Here is a 14,602-nt window from a genome sequence, read left to right as displayed (position 1 = left end):
TTCATTTGAAATCAACAAGTTGATTCATATCCTAAAGATGCAATCCCTTGGTCTATTGGCCAAATGGGCGAAGAATGATCGGCGAAAGCTTCGACGTATTGCGCGCATGACATTGGCCAATGCCGGAAAACAGGCCCGTTGTGCAGACGCCATTTCCGGCTTCTTGACGCCAATCATCGAGGCGTCTGCGTGGCAATGGATGACACGGCCTCTTCCCCACGACTCTCAAGACGCTGAGTCTGTCATGCACAATGCTTGGGACTCGTGGCGGGGCTGCGTAGAATGGCGCTTCCAGAGAGGAGAGCGACATGTTCCAGGGTTGGTGGCTGATCGCAGTGGCACTCGCATATATCGCGGTGCTGTTCACGATTGCATGGCGGGGGGATCGCAACGCCAAGAAACACGGGTCGCCGAATCGGCGCCCAGCGGTCTACAGTCTGGGGCTTGCGGTCTACTGCACCAGCTGGACCTTCTACGGTAGCGTCGGGCAGGCCGCGACCAGCGGCTGGAGTTATCTGAGCATCTTCATCGGGCCGATTCTGGCCTGTCTGCTGTTCTGGCCGATCCTGCTCAAGATGATTCGGGTCGCCAAGCGCCAGAACATCACCTCGATCGCCGATTTCATCGCCTCGCGCTACGGCAAGACGCAGTCGCTGGCGGTGTTCGCCTCGCTGGTGGCCCTGGTCGGCACCCTGCCCTACATCGCCCTGCAGCTGAAGGCCGTCTCGAGCGCCTATCAGGTACTCACCGACACCAGCGATGTCACGCGAACCGCCTGGCTGGGCGATACTGCCTTCTATGTCGCGGCGATCATGGCGCTGTTCGCCATCCTGTTCGGCACCCGCCACACCGACGCCACCGAGCACCATGTCGGCCTGTTGCAGGCGATCGCCTTCGAATCGCTGGTCAAGCTGGTCGCCTTCCTGACCCTGGGCGTCTATGTCACCTGGGGCATGTTCAATGGCCTGGGCGATCTGTTCACCAAGGCCGATACCTATCTGGAGCTGCAACAGCAGCTGGAGACCCAGACCTTCGGCACCGGCTTCTGGGCCCAGACGCTGCTGGCGATGCTGGCGATCTTCTGCCTGCCGCGTCAGTTCCACGTCGCGGTGGTCGAGAACACCCACCACGATGACGCCCGCCGTGCGCGCTGGATGTTCCCGATCTACCTGGTCGCCATCTCCTTCTTTGTGCTGCCGATCGCCGCCGCCGGCCTGACCATGTTCCCCGATGGTTCGGTGTCACCGGACAGCTTCGTGCTGGCGCTGCCGATGGCAGCGGACCAGACCTGGCTGACCCTGCTGACCTTCATCGGCGGCTTCTCCGCCGCCACCGGCATGGTGATCGTCGCCGCCGTCGCGGTCTCGATCATGATCTCCAACGAGATCGTGATTCCGCTGTTGTTCCGCCTGCGCTGGTTCGATACCGAGGCGCGCGACTACAGCCATATCGTGTTGCTGGCGCGCCGTCTGACCATCGTGATGATCCTGGCGCTGGCCTACGGCTTCTATCTGCTGATCGCCGAATACAGCACCCTCTCTGCCATCGGCCTGCTGTCGTTTGCCGCCGTCGCCCAGTTCGCACCCTCGCTGATGGGTGGCCTCTACTGGAAGCGCGGCAATCGCCTCGGCGTCATCGTCGGCCTGAATGTCGGCTTCGCGGTCTGGGCCTGGACCCTGCTCGTGCCGGCACTGGCACAGGCGGGCCTGATGCCGGCCGAGATCGTCAACCAAGGGCCGCTGGGCATCGACTGGCTGTCGCCGCATGGCCTGTTCGGCTTCCGCTTCAATGACCCGCTGACCCACGGCGTGATGCTGTCGCTCGGCCTGAACCTGTTCTGCTACATCTTCGTCTCGCAGATGACGCCGCAGCGCGTGGTCGAGCGCATCCAGGCCTCGCTGTTCGTCGACAGTGTCGAGACCCGCCAGACCAGCGTCTCGCGCCCCTGGACCGGCTCCACCTCCGTCTCGGACCTGCGCGTCCTGTGCGAGCGCTTCCTCAGCCACGAGCAGGTCGAGCGCGCCTTCGAGGACTACGCACGCCGCAGCGGCCAGCCGCTGGAGCTGCATGCACGCGCCTCCATCGACCTGATCCAGTTCACCGAGCGCTTCCTGGCCTCGGTACTCGGCGCCTCCTCGGCACGCATCGTCGTCAACTCGGCGCTGCAGGGTCGCGGCATCGGCATCTCGGATGTCATCTCCATCGTCGATGAAGCCTCGCAGGTGCTCGAATTCAACCGCGCCCTGCTGCAGGCGACCATCGAGAACATCCACCAGGGCATCAGCGTGGTCGACCAGCACATGCGCTTGGTAGTGTGGAACCAGCGCTACCTGGACATGTTCCGCTTCCCTGACAACCTGATCCGGGTCGGCGCGCCCATCGATCGCATCTTCCGCTACAACGCCCACAACGGCGAATACGGCCCGGGCGACCCCGAAGAGCACGTCGACCAGCTGCTGGACGCCATCCGCAACGGCGAGCCGCACCGCTACGTGCGCTATCGCCAGGATGACAGCGTGATGGAGATCCAGGGCAATCCGATGCCCGGTGGCGGCTTCGTCTACACCTATCAGGACATCACCCAGCAGAAGCGCACCGAAGAGGCGTTGATCCGCTCGGAAAACAACATCCGCATCTACACCGATAACGTGCCGGCGCTGATCGCCTACTTCGACAAGGAGTGTCGCTACCTCTTCACCAACCGTGCCTATGAAGCGGTGATGGGCATCGACCGTACCGCCGTGATCGGCGAGCCCGCCGAAGAGGCGATGCCGGAAGACATCTATCGCCAACGCGCGCCGTGGATGACGCGCGCGCTATCCGGTGAACGGGTCTCCTTCGAGATCTCGCTGGAAGCCCCGGAAGGCGGCGTGCGCTACATGCTGGTCACCTATACGCCGCACTTCAGCACCAAGGGCAACATCCTCGGCTTCTTCGCGCTCTATCAGGACATCACCGAGCGACGCCTGGCGGAGATCGCCCTCAAGGAGACCAACGAGAACCTGGAGGAGCGCGTGCGCGTGCGTACCCAGGAACTTTCACAGGTCAATGAGGCCCTGCGCACCGAGAACCGCGTGCGCGCCGAAGCCGAGCAGGCATTGCGTCAGGCCAAGCAACTGGCCGAGGATGCCAACGCCTCCAAGACACGCTTCCTGGCCGCGGCCAGCCACGACCTGCTGCAGCCACTGAATGCGGCGCGTCTGTTCACCTCCGCCCTCGCCCAGCAGGTCGAAGGCGAGATGAAGACCACCACCAATCACATCGACAACTCGCTGCAGGCCGCCGAGGAACTGCTCAGCACCCTGCTCGACATCTCCAAGCTGGATGCCGGGGCACTGGCGCCACGCCGCAGCGTGTTCCGCCTCTCCGACATCCTCAAGCCGCTCAAGGCCGAGTTCGAGGTAATGGCGGAAGACCGCGGACTGGACCTGAAAGTGGTAATGACGCAGCTGGCGGTGGATTCCGATGGCCAGATGCTCAGACGCATCGTGCAGAACTTCCTCTCCAACGCGGTGCGCTATACCCGCCAGGGCCATGTGCTGCTGGGCTGTCGCCGTCTGGGCGATCGCATTCGCATCGAGGTCTGGGACACCGGCCCCGGCATTCCCGAGTCGAAGCTGACCGAGATCTTCCAGGAATTCCGGCGTCTCGACCAGACCGAGCGTCACAAGGAAAGCGAGAAGGGGCTCGGCCTGGGACTGTCGATCGCCGAACGCATGAGCCGGGTGCTCGACCACCCGATCACGGTGCGCAGCTGGGTCGGCATCGGCACCGTCTTCGCCGTCAGCGTGCCGATCAGCAAGGAGCTGCCGGCGGCCGAGCTGCCGGATGCCGTGCCGGCTCGCAAGCGCGCCGGCAACAAGCTGACCGGCACTCGTGTCCTGTGCATCGACAACGAGAGCCTGATTCTCGAGGGCATGAAGGCGATGCTGTCCGGCTGGGGTTGCGAGGTATTCACGGCGACCTCGATCGGCGGCGCCAAGTCGGTGATCCGCAACCTGGATGGTGATCCGGATGCCATCCTCGCCGACTACCACCTCGACAACGAGGTGACTGGCCTGATGGCGCTGGATGCGCTGGATGAACGTCTGGCAGGCTCGGTGCCGGGCATCGTGATCACCGCTGACCGCACCGATGAGGTCGCCGAGGAAGTGCGCCGTGCGGGTTATCACCTGCTGCTCAAGCCGGTGCGACCCGCCGCGCTGCGTGCGCTGCTGACGCGCACCCTGCAGGCCAACCGCGCCGAGAAGCACACCAGTGGCGCGAGTGATGCCCCCGACGCCGCGACGGATGACCCAGCCCCCTGATCAGGCGGGCTGGCCTGTCGCTCTTTCGTCCTTAACTCTTTTATCCATGACGCAAAAAGCCCGCCCTGTCAGCGACAGGGCGGGCTTTTTGCGGCTTGAAGGCGCGACTCTCGAGGAGAGCCTCAGCTCAAGCGCTGACGCAGGATCAGGAGCGGACTTTCGGCGGCTCGACTTCCAGACGCTGGGCCGCGATGACGGCCTGGGTGCGCGAATGCACGCCCAGCTTGCGCAGAATGGCGGTCACGTGGGCCTTGATGGTGGCCTCGGACACATTCAGCTCATAGGCGATCTGCTTGTTGAGCAGACCTTCCGTCAGCATGTTGAGCACGCGGAACTGCTGCGGCGTCAGTGACGCGATCGCCTCGGCGAAGCGCGATTCATCTTCGGAAGACTCGCCCATGGCCTCGGCGATATCCGTCGGCAGCCAGACCTCACCTTCGAGGATCTCGCCGATGGCTTCGGCGATGACGTCGAGGCTGGCGGACTTGGGAATGAAGCCGGAGGCCCCATAATCGATGGCGCGGCGCACCACGTAGGGCTCCTCGCTACCGGACACGACCGCCACCGGGATGTCCGGTGTCTGGCCACGCAACTGGATCAGACCGGAGAAGCCGTGGGCTCCCGGCATGTGCAGGTCCAACAGGATCAGGTCGGCATCGGGATGGCGGGCAACGACTTCGTTGGTCGCTTCCATGCTGTCAGCCTCGACGATCTCCGCCTGAGAGGCGACTTGTCTAAGCGCCTGGGTCAGTGCGGCACGAAAGAGCGGGTGATCGTCTGCAACGATGAACTTCTGGGCAAAGGCCATTGAGTCTCCTCCAAAACCCCGATGGTGATCATCACCGACCTTCCTGGCCGGTCAACAATCGCCGTTATTTTCTGGCATGTTACCCCATAAAACGTGCGTTTAACAAAGCAGCCCACCATCGGAAGATGTACTGATGTTTCGCTCGGGGAACACGAGTATCGCACGGATTGATGCCCGGCGAGCGAACAATCCGTGCGCTGATTCTGACAGCATCCTGGGGATGGTGAGTCAGACAACCCTACCCGCAACGCGACTGGCATACCAGCCGATCAATGCGACACCGGCAATCAGCACGAAGCCGATCAGACTGGCGATATCCGGCACCTCCCCCCAGATGGCCCAGCCCGCCAGTGCCGAAAACACGATGGTCAGATAGGAATAGATCGACACTTCCCCCGCCGGTGCGAGGCGATAGGCGGTGGTCATCAGAATCTGACCGCCGGCCGCAAAGATGCCGATGCCCAGCAAGGCCAGCGCCTGGGGGCCACTCGGCATCACCGGATTCATCAACATCGGCACCAATGTCACCACACTGGAGACCAGCGAGAAATGCAGCACGATGGTCGCCGAGGCCTCGCGCCCTCTCATCGCACGGATGAGCGTATAGGCCGCCCCCGCCAGCATTGCCGAACCCAACCCGACCATGGCGGGCAACAATGCCTCCACCCCACCCTCGGCAAATGCCAGTTGCGGCTTGATGACCAGCGCCGCGCCAGAGAAGGCGACCAGCATGCCGACCAGCCGCCAGCCACCCAGGCGCTCGGCCAGGAAGAGGCCGGCAAACAGGCTGACGAAGAACGGCGATAGCTTATTCAGAATAGTCGCATCTGCCAGCAGCAGATGATCGATGGCGTAGAAGAAGCTCATCACGCCGCCGAGGCCGATCAGTGACCGCGCCATCAGCATCGGCTGGTGATGCCAGTGACCCAGCAGACGCGCGCCCGCCATGCGCACCATCACCACCGCCACGCCGAGACTGACCAGGTTGCGCACGAAGACCTTCTCGAACAGCGGCAGGTCGCCGCTCAGCTTGACCATTGCCCCCATCAGCGCGAACGAGATCGCCGACAGGCACATCAGGATGACCGCGCGAGGACGATTCTCGCCCTCAGTGGACGACGCGGCGGCGGGAGAACTGGCGGGAGAACGGGCTGGCTGAGAGGCGGGGCAGGATGCATCCGACTTGCCTGCTGACATGGGGGCGGCCTTGATCATGAATTGATTGGGGAAATGCGCAGCGAGGCGCGAATGGACTCCGCGGGCACATGCGCCGGCGCATCATTATCAAGCCAGCGCCTCCTCGATGGCCAACCTTTCACGTCTCGCACAGCGCAAAAGCGCGGGCCAGGAATACGAACAGACAGATGCCCCCAGACAGGCGCACAAAAAAGCGCGGGAGCCAGGCTCCCGCGCTTCGCTGTCGCTGCGTGTCTTGTCAGGCCTCGATGACTGTCACTCGACGCGTTCAGCGGTTGGCGCGCTGCTCGATCAGATCATCCACCACTGACGGGTCCGCCAGGGTCGAGGTATCGCCGAGGCCGTCGGTCTCGTTGGCGGCGATCTTCCTGAGGATGCGGCGCATGATCTTGCCGGAACGCGTCTTGGGCAGCCCCGGCGCCCACTGGATGACATCCGGCGAGGCGATCGGGCCGATGTCCTTGCGCACCCACTGGGTCAGCGTCTTCTTGAGCTCATCACTGGCTTCGATGCCGTCGTTGAGCGTCACGTAGATGTAGATGCCCTGACCCTTGATGTCATGGGGATAGCCGACCACGGCGGCCTCGGCGACCGCCTCATGCGCCACCAGCGAGGACTCGATCTCGGCGGTGCCCATGCGGTGGCCAGAGACGTTGAGCACATCATCGACGCGTCCGGTGATCCAGTAGTAGCCATCCTCGTCGCGACGACAGCCATCACCGGTGAAGTACATGCCCGCATAGGTGGAGAAGTAGGTCTGCACGTAGCGTTCGTGATTGCCCCAGATCGAACGTGCCTGCCCCGGCCAGCTGTCGAGAATCACCAGGTTGCCTTCGGTCGCGCCCTCGAGGATGTTGCCCTCGTTGTCGACCAGCGCCGGCTGCACACCAAAGAACGGCAGCGTGGCGGAGCCCGGCTTGAGATCGGTCGCGCCCGGCAGCGGCGCGATCATGATGCCGCCGGTCTCGGTCTGCCACCAGGTGTCCACCAGCGGGCAATTGCCATTGCCGATCACGCGGTGGAACCACTCCCAGGCCTCGGGGTTGATCGGCTCGCCCACCGAGCCGAGCAGCCGCAGGCTCGTGCGCGAGCTTGAGTCCATCACGCTGTCACCGTGTGCCATCAGCGCACGCACGGCGGTCGGGGCGGTATAGAGAATGTTGACCTGGTGCTTGTCGACGATCTCGCCGATGCGCCCGTGGGTCGGATAGCTGGGCACGCCCTCGAACATCAGCGTGGTCGCGCCATTGGCCAGCGGCCCGTAGACGATATAGCTGTGGCCGGTCACCCAGCCGACATCCGCCGTGCACCAGTAGATATCGCCATCGTGATAATCGAACACGTAGCGATGGGTCATCGCGGCATAGAGCAGATAACCGCCCGTGGTGTGCTTCAGGCCCTTGGGCGTGCCGGTGGAACCAGAGGTGTAGAGGATGAACAGCGGGTCTTCCGCGCCCATCGCCTCGGCCGGGCAGTCACTGGACTGGCGGTCCACCAGCTCATGGAACCAGGCATCGCGACTGCCCCAGTTCACCTCACCGCCGGTACGCCGCACCACCAGCACGTGGTCGACACAGTCGGTGCCATCACGCTCCAGCGCCTCATCGACGTTTTCCTTTAGCGGCACGCGCTTGCCACCCCGCAGTGACTCATCGGCGGTGATCACGATGCGCGAGCTGGAATCGACGATACGCCCCGCCAGCGCGTCCGGCGAGAAGCCACCGAACACCACCGAGTGCACGGCACCGATGCGCGTACAGGCCAGCATCGCCATCGCGGCTTCGGGAATCATCGGCATGTACAGCGTGACCACATCGCCCCGCTTGACGCCCAACTCCTTGAGGCCATTGGCAAACTGGCTGACACGCGCGTGCAGCTCGCGATAGGTGATCGACTGGGACTCGTTCGGGTCGTCCCCTTCCCAGATGATGGCGACCTGATCGCCCCTCTCGGCGAGGTGGCGATCGAGGCAGTTGTGCGCCACGTTGAGCTTGCCGTCCTCGAACCAGCGCACATCGACATCACCGGGGCCGAAGTTGGTATTGCGGATCACCGAGGGCGCATCGAACCAGTCCAGTGACTGGGCCTGCTCGGCCCAGAATGTCTCCGGCGCCTCGACGGACTGCTGATACATGGCCTGATAGCGCTCGCGGTCTGCCCAGGCGTGGGCGGCGGCATCGGGAGTGACCGGATGAACCTTGGCATGTTCGCTCATGTGGCGTGACCTCTGACGGATTGGCTGGCGACTCGCTGTCCCACGCGGCATGCGTGAAGCGCAGGCGAGCCGAGGCAAGTCCATTTCAGCTTAAACCCAAGCATGGGGGGGCCACACACTAGACCTTGGTAGATAAATTTTTACTAATTATTTCAACTGTTTATCAACAAATTACACCAAGGTCACAGCGACGTTCGGAGGACAGAAACCGCCTGAAAAGGCACCTTCTGGCGCGACTCGCACTTTGCAATGACGCGCCAGCGAGTGAAATGATCGTCAACGCGCAGTCGACGCATTGCGCGCCGGGTCATTCAAGGGACCGCTCAATTCCTGGCCACAGCGTCGACAGCGATAGCGGTGGCCGCGCTGGGCATTGGCGTGGCGTCGCGAGCTGAAATAGTGCGCGGTATCGCAGCCACAGCCATAGGCCCAGGGCGCCGGACTGGCAGTCGAGACATCCATGCGATGCGTCACCTCCGGCGGGATGCCGTAGAGGTTGGTCATCACCTGCTGCCACTCGGGGCCATGTGGTTTGACGCGTGTCTTGCCGGCGCGCTCGACCACCTCCATCACCACCCAGTGCGCGACCTCGTGGGGGACGGTCTGGCTGAGGAAGTGATGGCGGTTCTCGCTGAGCAGCTGCCAATTGAAGCGCAGCCGCTGGCGCGCCGAATCCGCCGTGCCCGCCGTGCGTCCCTTGAGGCGGCAGGAGACCGACGGCATGCGCAGCTCGGGGAACAGGGCACGCGCGCGTGCCAGACATGCCAGCACCTGCGCCTCCAGTGTCGCGTGCAGGGCAGGCGCCGTCAGCGCCTCAAGCGCGGCGGCATCGGCCAGCGGCAGTGGCGTCGCGGGGGTCTCCCCCAGGCAGGCCAGGGCATGATCGGGCGCAAATCGGTGTCGACTGACGACACGACGAGTGGATGATGACATGACACGATGACCAGACAGCAGAGCGATGGAACGGATGAGCTGATGACGAGCGAGCGTACCACTCCTCGAGGCGTGAAATGATACACTAGCGCCATTCACGCCTGCCCGGTTCCCCTTGGTTCACCCTGGTAGCCAGGCAGCACTGTTCGACTTCTCCCCTTATCGCACGTGAGACTCCCCCATGGCCGAGCCTGTCCAGACCCAGCCGCTGCTGGATGATGAATCCCTCGACATCCTCGACGAATTCCTCGAGTCCGACATCGTCGGCCCGGAAGCTCTCGATATCATCAGTGCGCATGGCTTCATGCTGGCACTGGCCATCGCACCGCGCGAAGTGCCCTCCAGCCTGTGGCTGCCGGAACTCTTCCAGGGGCAGCCAAGCTACGAAAGCCCGCAGCAGGAAGCAGAAGTCGTCTCCCTGTTCGAGCAGATGCGCGCCAACGCCATCGATGCCCTCGAGCACGGCGTGCTGCCGGAACTGCTGTTCGAGCTGGAACTGGGCGGTGCCGACCCGGTCGAGACACCGATCGGCGACTGGTGCGCCGGCTTCATGGAAGGCGTGTTCATGGACGAGGAGGCCTGGTTCGGCACCCAGGAAGAGGCGGCCGCCGAACTGCTGCTGCCGTTCATGGCAATCTCCGGCGTCTTCGACGATGAAGACCCGGAGATCGGCGAGCTGATCGCCGACCCGATCGGTGCCCAGCGCTTCGTCAACCAGCTGCCGGAACTGCTGCTGGACCTCTACCTGCTCTACCGTGTCCCGCCGGAAAGCCCCAAGCCGTCGCCGCGTCGCAAGGGTTCCGCCGCACCGGGCGCAGCCGGCATTCCGCGCAGCAAGCACGCCGGCAACAAGGGCGCTGGCAAGGGTGGCAACAAGAACGGTGGCAAGGGCGGCGGCAAGAAGCGCTGATCCCGCCATGGCGCTCTTAACGCCATGCAGCCTTGAAAACGACAACGCCGGGCGACCTCATGGGTCGTCCGGCGTTTTTGGTTCCACGCAGCCGCGTCTGTTGAAACAGCTGCGAACCGGTCAGCGCAGCCGCGTCACCAGGCTATCCAGAGTGCCATAGCCCCACTCGCGACAGCGCTGCATCAGCGGCCGACGCTGCCAGGCGGCCTGGGTGATCTCGACACTGTGGGCGAAATGATGCTCGAACAGCGTGGCGACGTCGGCGGCGAAGCGATGGTCCTGCACTTCCTGATTGGCCTCCAGATTCCACTGCAGGCTCCAATGATCGAAGTTGCACGACCCCAGCGTCACCCAGTCATCCGCCAGCGAGAACTTGGCATGCAGAAAGCGGGGCTGGAATTCATGGATACGCACGCCCGCCTTGAGCAGCCCGGCGTAGAAGCGCTGCCCCGCCGAGCGCACGCCCGGGTGATCATGATGCTGCCCGGCGATCAGCAAACGGACATCGACACCCCGGCGCGCCGCACGCTTGAGGCGCCGCCGCATGCTGAAGGTCGGCACGAAGTATGGCGTGCAGATCCACAGCCGCTTGCGTGAGCTGCTGGCCTGATGCTGCAGGGAATGACGGATGGCCTGATAGCGGAAACCATGCCCCCAGACCACCCGCCCACGCATGCTCAGATAGCCCTCGACCCGGCACGCCCGCACATTGATGCTGCGCACCGCCAGCCGACTGCCATGACCACGACTGGCCGCGGAGTCCCACACGCGTGCGAACAGGCGCACCCAGTCACTGATGCACGGCCCCTCGATGCGTATCGCGACTTCCGACCAGGCCTCGGCAAAGACGTCCACCGCACCGAAGCCGCCGGTAAAGCCCACCTCCCCATCGACCACCAAAAGCTTGCGATGGTCACGCGTCAGATTGCGCCCCAGCCGCCACCAGGAAAGCGGGTTGTAGATCCTGAGCTGGATATCGGCCTCGATCATGCGCTGGCGATCAACTTCCTCGAGGCCCAGCGAGCCGAAGCCATCCAGCAGCACCAGCACCGTCACGCCGCGGCGGCGCGCGCCACACAGCGCATCGATCAGGACGCGACTGAGGTGGCCGCTCTCGGCCAGATACAGCTCGAGCAGGATGGAATGGCGCGCGGATTCCACCGCCTCCAGCATGCTGGGCAGAAAACGCGCGCCTTCCGGCAGCAAGGTGAATCGATTGCCTGATCGCCACATTCCCAGCATGCCTTGCCTCCCGTCATTTCCCTGCACGGCACGATACAGATGACGATGCCCATGACGGTGCACCGCCAGATGCCGCCACTGTGCGCTTCGTCACTACGCACTCTGCACGGCGTCTGCGGGCAGAATGCGTATAATGTTCAATATCATGCTCGCGCTGAGCGCTACCAGCCAGACCATGAAAACGTCGCAATCAACCCTCATTCATCGTCCCGATGCTTTATTCGTGAACGCCGACAGATTGTCGTTTCCGGTAGTCCGTCCTTGTCCACACCTGCGAGAGCCTCACCATGTCGCCAGTCACCTTAGTCTTGCGCCCGTTGCGCAATGTCAGTCGCCGTCTGCTGGACAAGTGGGTGGAGCTGCGCGCGGTGGAGCCCGACATCAATGCGTTGGACCACAGCGCCTTGAACCTCGATCCGACGCTGCCGGTGGTCTACGTCTTCCCGTACCAGGCATTGTCCGACGAGCTGGTGGTCGAGCAGCTGTGCGAGGCACGCGGCCTGCCCTCGCCGACTCTGCCTCTGAGCATAGGCGACCTGCGCCTGAGCCACTCCCGTCTCCGTCTGTTGCGGCGCTCGCGCAGCGACAGGAGCCTGCTGTCACGTCGACTGGCCAAGTTGATCGCCGCACTGGAAGACGCCCCGAGTGATGTCGAGGTGCAGCTGGTGCCGGTCAGCGTGTTCTGGGGGCGTGCCCCGGGCAAGGAGTTCGGCTTCTGGAAGTTCATCTCCGCCGATAGCTGGCGGGTGACGGGCGTGCTGCGCCGCGCCATCGCGATTCTGGCGCATGGGCGCTCGGTGGATGTGCATTTCGGTCAGCCGCTCAGGCTGCATGAAGCGCTCAGGGAAGGCCCGCAGGACTCGGCGCTGGCGCATCGCCGCATCTCGCGCCTGCTGCGCGTGCACTTCCGGCGCGTGCGTACCCGCCTGCTGGGGCCAGACCTCTCCCACCGCCACACCATGATTCGCAACCTGCAGAAGGCGCCCGCCGTGCAGGACGTGATCAGCGAGCTGGCACGCGAGCAGAATCAGCCGCCGGCACGCCTGGAGAAGCGCGCCCTGCAGTATGGTCGCGAGATCGCCTCCAACATGGGCTATCCGGTGCAGCGCTTTCTGGCGCATGCCCTCAAGCGGCTGTGGCACAAGCTCTACGACGGCGTCGAGGTGCGTGGAATGTCGCAGGTCAAGGCCATCGCCGGCGACTGCGAGCTGATCTACGTGCCCTGTCATCGCAGCCATATCGACTACCTGCTGCTGTCCTACGTGCTGTTCCACGAGGGCCTGATGACGCCCCACGTCGCCGCAGGCAAGAATCTCGACATGCCGATCATCGGCCCGATCCTGCGCCGTGGCGGCGCCTTCTTCCTGCGCAGAAGCTTCCGCGGTAATCGCCTGTATGCCACCGTCTTCGACGAGTACGTGCACCAGCTGATCACCCGTGGCCACCCGCTGGAGTACTTCATCGAGGGGGGCCGTTCGCGCACCGGCCGCATGCTGCCCCCACGCCCGGGCATGCTGGCGATGACCCTGCGCTCCTTCCTGCGTGATACGCGCCGCGAAGTGGCCTTCGTGCCGGTCTACATCGGCTACGAGAAGGTCTTCGAGAGCCTGAGCTATCAGCGCGAGCTGTCGGGGGCCAGCAAGAAGAAGGAATCACCGCTGGACCTCATCCGCGTGCTCGGCCAGCTCAAGCAACCCTTCGGCAAGGTCTACCTGAACATCGGCGAGCCGCTCAAGCTGGGCGAATGGCTGGATGAGACCGCGCCGGACTGGAAGGCCAGCCGTCATCAGCGCCGCCCAGAATGGCTGACCCAGGCGGTGCCGCAACTGGGGCATGAAATCGCCACGCGCATCAATGCCGCCGCCGCGCTCAATCCGGTCTCGCTGACGGCGCTGGTGCTGCTGTCCACCGCCCACCACGCCATCGAGGCCAGCCTGCTGCAACGCCAGCTGGCGATGCTGGTGCGTCTCGCCGACAAGCTGCCGGGTCGCCATGACCACAGCCTGCCCGAGGGCACGCCGGAAGAGTGGGTCGCACACTGTGCCCATCTGGGGCTGGTCACCCTGCGCCCGCAGAGTCTTGGCGAGCTGGTGATCGCCACCCCGGAGCAGGCCAGTCTGCTGACCTGGTATCGCAACAACGTGCTGCACCTGCTGGCGCTGCCGGCGCTGATCGCCTTCGCCTTCCGCAATACGGCCCAGTACACCCTCGAGGCACTGGAAGACCAGATCAGTCCCGCCTGGCCGCTGCTGGTGCGCGAGCTGTTCGTCCCCGAGGCCCCTGAGCTGAAGGCGGATATCGCCGCCACGCTGGCTCTGATGAGCGAGGAAGGTCTGCTGGAGCATCAAGCCGCGACTGGCGACACTCCGGAGCGCTGGTCACGTCCGGTGGCCAGTCAGGAGCCTTCCGAGCAGCTGCGCCTGCTGGCTCAGCCGGTACAACCGACGCTGGAACGCGGCTATCTGTTGATCGCCGCCCTGTTGCAGCACGGCAGCGGCACGCTGGACCGCGAGTCCCTCGAGAGCCATTCCGGCGCCCTGGCCGAACGCCTGACCCTGCTGTCGGGCCTCAATGCGCCGGAGTTCTTCGACAAGCGTCTGTTCAGCGGCCTGCTCGATACCCTGCTGGAGCTGGAGTTCATCTGGCTGGAGAGCGGCCAGCTATGCTTTGGCGAAGCGCTGGAAGACCTGCAGGTGCACGGGCGTGATCTGTTCGATCCCGCCCTGCGCCACCGCCTGCAGCATGTGCGCCTGCGCGACAGCGACAGCGAGAACGAGACCGAGAAAGAGAACGACGCCCCGACTGAAGGCATGGACGAGGAGCAGGCTCCAGCCCTCGACGACAGCGAGGCCGCTGACGAAACTGCATCAGCAGACCGCAAGGCGTCCGACACCTCCTCTCAGCGCGAATGAGATGATGGGCCGAGGCCCATAGAGCAAAAAAGCCCCCGCCGCGATCAGATCGCGAGCGGGGGCTTTTGCGTTTGGCGG

General features: G+C 64.1%; 8 protein-coding genes. 3 read left to right on the top strand and 5 right to left on the bottom strand.

Features of this window, described 5'->3' with window-relative positions; translation table 11 throughout:
- The first annotated feature begins 308 nt into the window (after nucleotides 1-308).
- On the top strand, nucleotides 309-4,307 hold the full coding sequence (locus tag QD356_RS16045; RefSeq protein WP_153636534.1) for a NahK/ErcS family hybrid sensor histidine kinase/response regulator: 3,999 nt from the start codon (nucleotides 309-311) through the stop codon (nucleotides 4,305-4,307).
- 145 nt (nucleotides 4,308-4,452) lie between these two features.
- Here the strand turns inward: QD356_RS16045 and QD356_RS16040 are convergent, their stop codons facing one another.
- The 4 genes from QD356_RS16040 to QD356_RS16025 all read right to left on the bottom strand — a co-directional run bounded on the left by QD356_RS16040 (nucleotide 4,453) and on the right by QD356_RS16025 (nucleotide 9,460).
- A complete protein-coding gene (locus tag QD356_RS16040) occupies nucleotides 4,453-5,115 on the bottom strand; it encodes a response regulator transcription factor (RefSeq protein ID WP_043333788.1) in 663 nt (220 codons plus the stop codon).
- A 228-nt stretch (nucleotides 5,116-5,343) separates the two neighbouring features.
- On the bottom strand, nucleotides 5,344-6,312 hold the full coding sequence (locus tag QD356_RS16035; protein ID WP_225996667.1) for a DMT family transporter: 969 nt from the start codon (nucleotides 6,310-6,312) through the stop codon (nucleotides 5,344-5,346).
- A gap of 268 nt (nucleotides 6,313-6,580) precedes the next feature.
- Nucleotides 6,581-8,527 carry an acetate--CoA ligase gene (acs, locus tag QD356_RS16030; RefSeq protein ID WP_175089115.1) on the bottom strand — a complete coding sequence of 649 codons (1,947 nt, stop codon included), beginning with the start codon at nucleotides 8,525-8,527 and terminating at the stop codon, nucleotides 6,581-6,583.
- 276 nt (nucleotides 8,528-8,803) lie between these two features.
- Nucleotides 8,804-9,460, bottom strand: a complete 657-nt coding sequence (locus tag QD356_RS16025; protein WP_192839392.1) for a SprT-like domain-containing protein — start codon at nucleotides 9,458-9,460, stop codon at nucleotides 8,804-8,806.
- A 181-nt stretch (nucleotides 9,461-9,641) separates the two neighbouring features.
- Here QD356_RS16025 and QD356_RS16020 point away from each other — a divergent pair, with 181 nt between their 5' ends.
- Nucleotides 9,642-10,370, top strand: coding sequence for a YecA family protein (locus tag QD356_RS16020; RefSeq protein ID WP_064503292.1), 729 nt, complete (start codon nucleotides 9,642-9,644; stop codon nucleotides 10,368-10,370).
- Between the two features lie 120 nt (nucleotides 10,371-10,490).
- On the opposite strand, the gene QD356_RS16015 is transcribed toward QD356_RS16020, so the two are convergent.
- Complete coding sequence (locus QD356_RS16015) at nucleotides 10,491-11,612, bottom strand: phospholipase D-like domain-containing protein (protein ID WP_043333785.1); 1,122 nt, start codon at nucleotides 11,610-11,612, stop codon at nucleotides 10,491-10,493.
- A 287-nt stretch (nucleotides 11,613-11,899) separates the two neighbouring features.
- On the opposite strand from QD356_RS16015, the gene plsB reads away from it, so the two are divergent.
- Entirely contained in the window at nucleotides 11,900-14,524 is a 2,625-nt protein-coding gene (plsB, locus tag QD356_RS16010) for a glycerol-3-phosphate 1-O-acyltransferase PlsB (RefSeq protein WP_192839391.1), read from the top strand.
- The last annotated feature ends 78 nt before the right edge of the window (nucleotides 14,525-14,602 follow it).

Source organism: Cobetia sp. 2AS (assembly GCF_029846355.1).
GTDB lineage: Bacteria > Pseudomonadota > Gammaproteobacteria > Pseudomonadales > Halomonadaceae > Cobetia > Cobetia amphilecti.
Note: the sequence above shows the minus strand (reverse complement) of the source record. Positions and strands in the feature narration are given on the sequence as shown.

Excerpts from the sequence above, each read along its gene's own strand:
- QD356_RS16045 (WP_153636534.1), top strand. The coding sequence starts at position 309 with ATGTTCCAGGGTTGGTGGCTGATCGCAGTGGCACTCGCATATATCGCG.
- QD356_RS16040 (WP_043333788.1), bottom strand. The coding sequence starts at position 5,115 with ATGGCCTTTGCCCAGAAGTTCATCGTTGCAGACGATCACCCGCTCTTT.
- QD356_RS16035 (WP_225996667.1), bottom strand. The coding sequence starts at position 6,312 with ATGTCAGCAGGCAAGTCGGATGCATCCTGCCCCGCCTCTCAGCCAGCC.
- acs (WP_175089115.1), bottom strand. The coding sequence starts at position 8,527 with ATGAGCGAACATGCCAAGGTTCATCCGGTCACTCCCGATGCCGCCGCC.
- QD356_RS16025 (WP_192839392.1), bottom strand. The coding sequence starts at position 9,460 with ATGTCATCATCCACTCGTCGTGTCGTCAGTCGACACCGATTTGCGCCC.
- QD356_RS16020 (WP_064503292.1), top strand. The coding sequence starts at position 9,642 with ATGGCCGAGCCTGTCCAGACCCAGCCGCTGCTGGATGATGAATCCCTC.
- QD356_RS16015 (WP_043333785.1), bottom strand. The coding sequence starts at position 11,612 with ATGCTGGGAATGTGGCGATCAGGCAATCGATTCACCTTGCTGCCGGAA.
- plsB (WP_192839391.1), top strand. The coding sequence starts at position 11,900 with ATGTCGCCAGTCACCTTAGTCTTGCGCCCGTTGCGCAATGTCAGTCGC.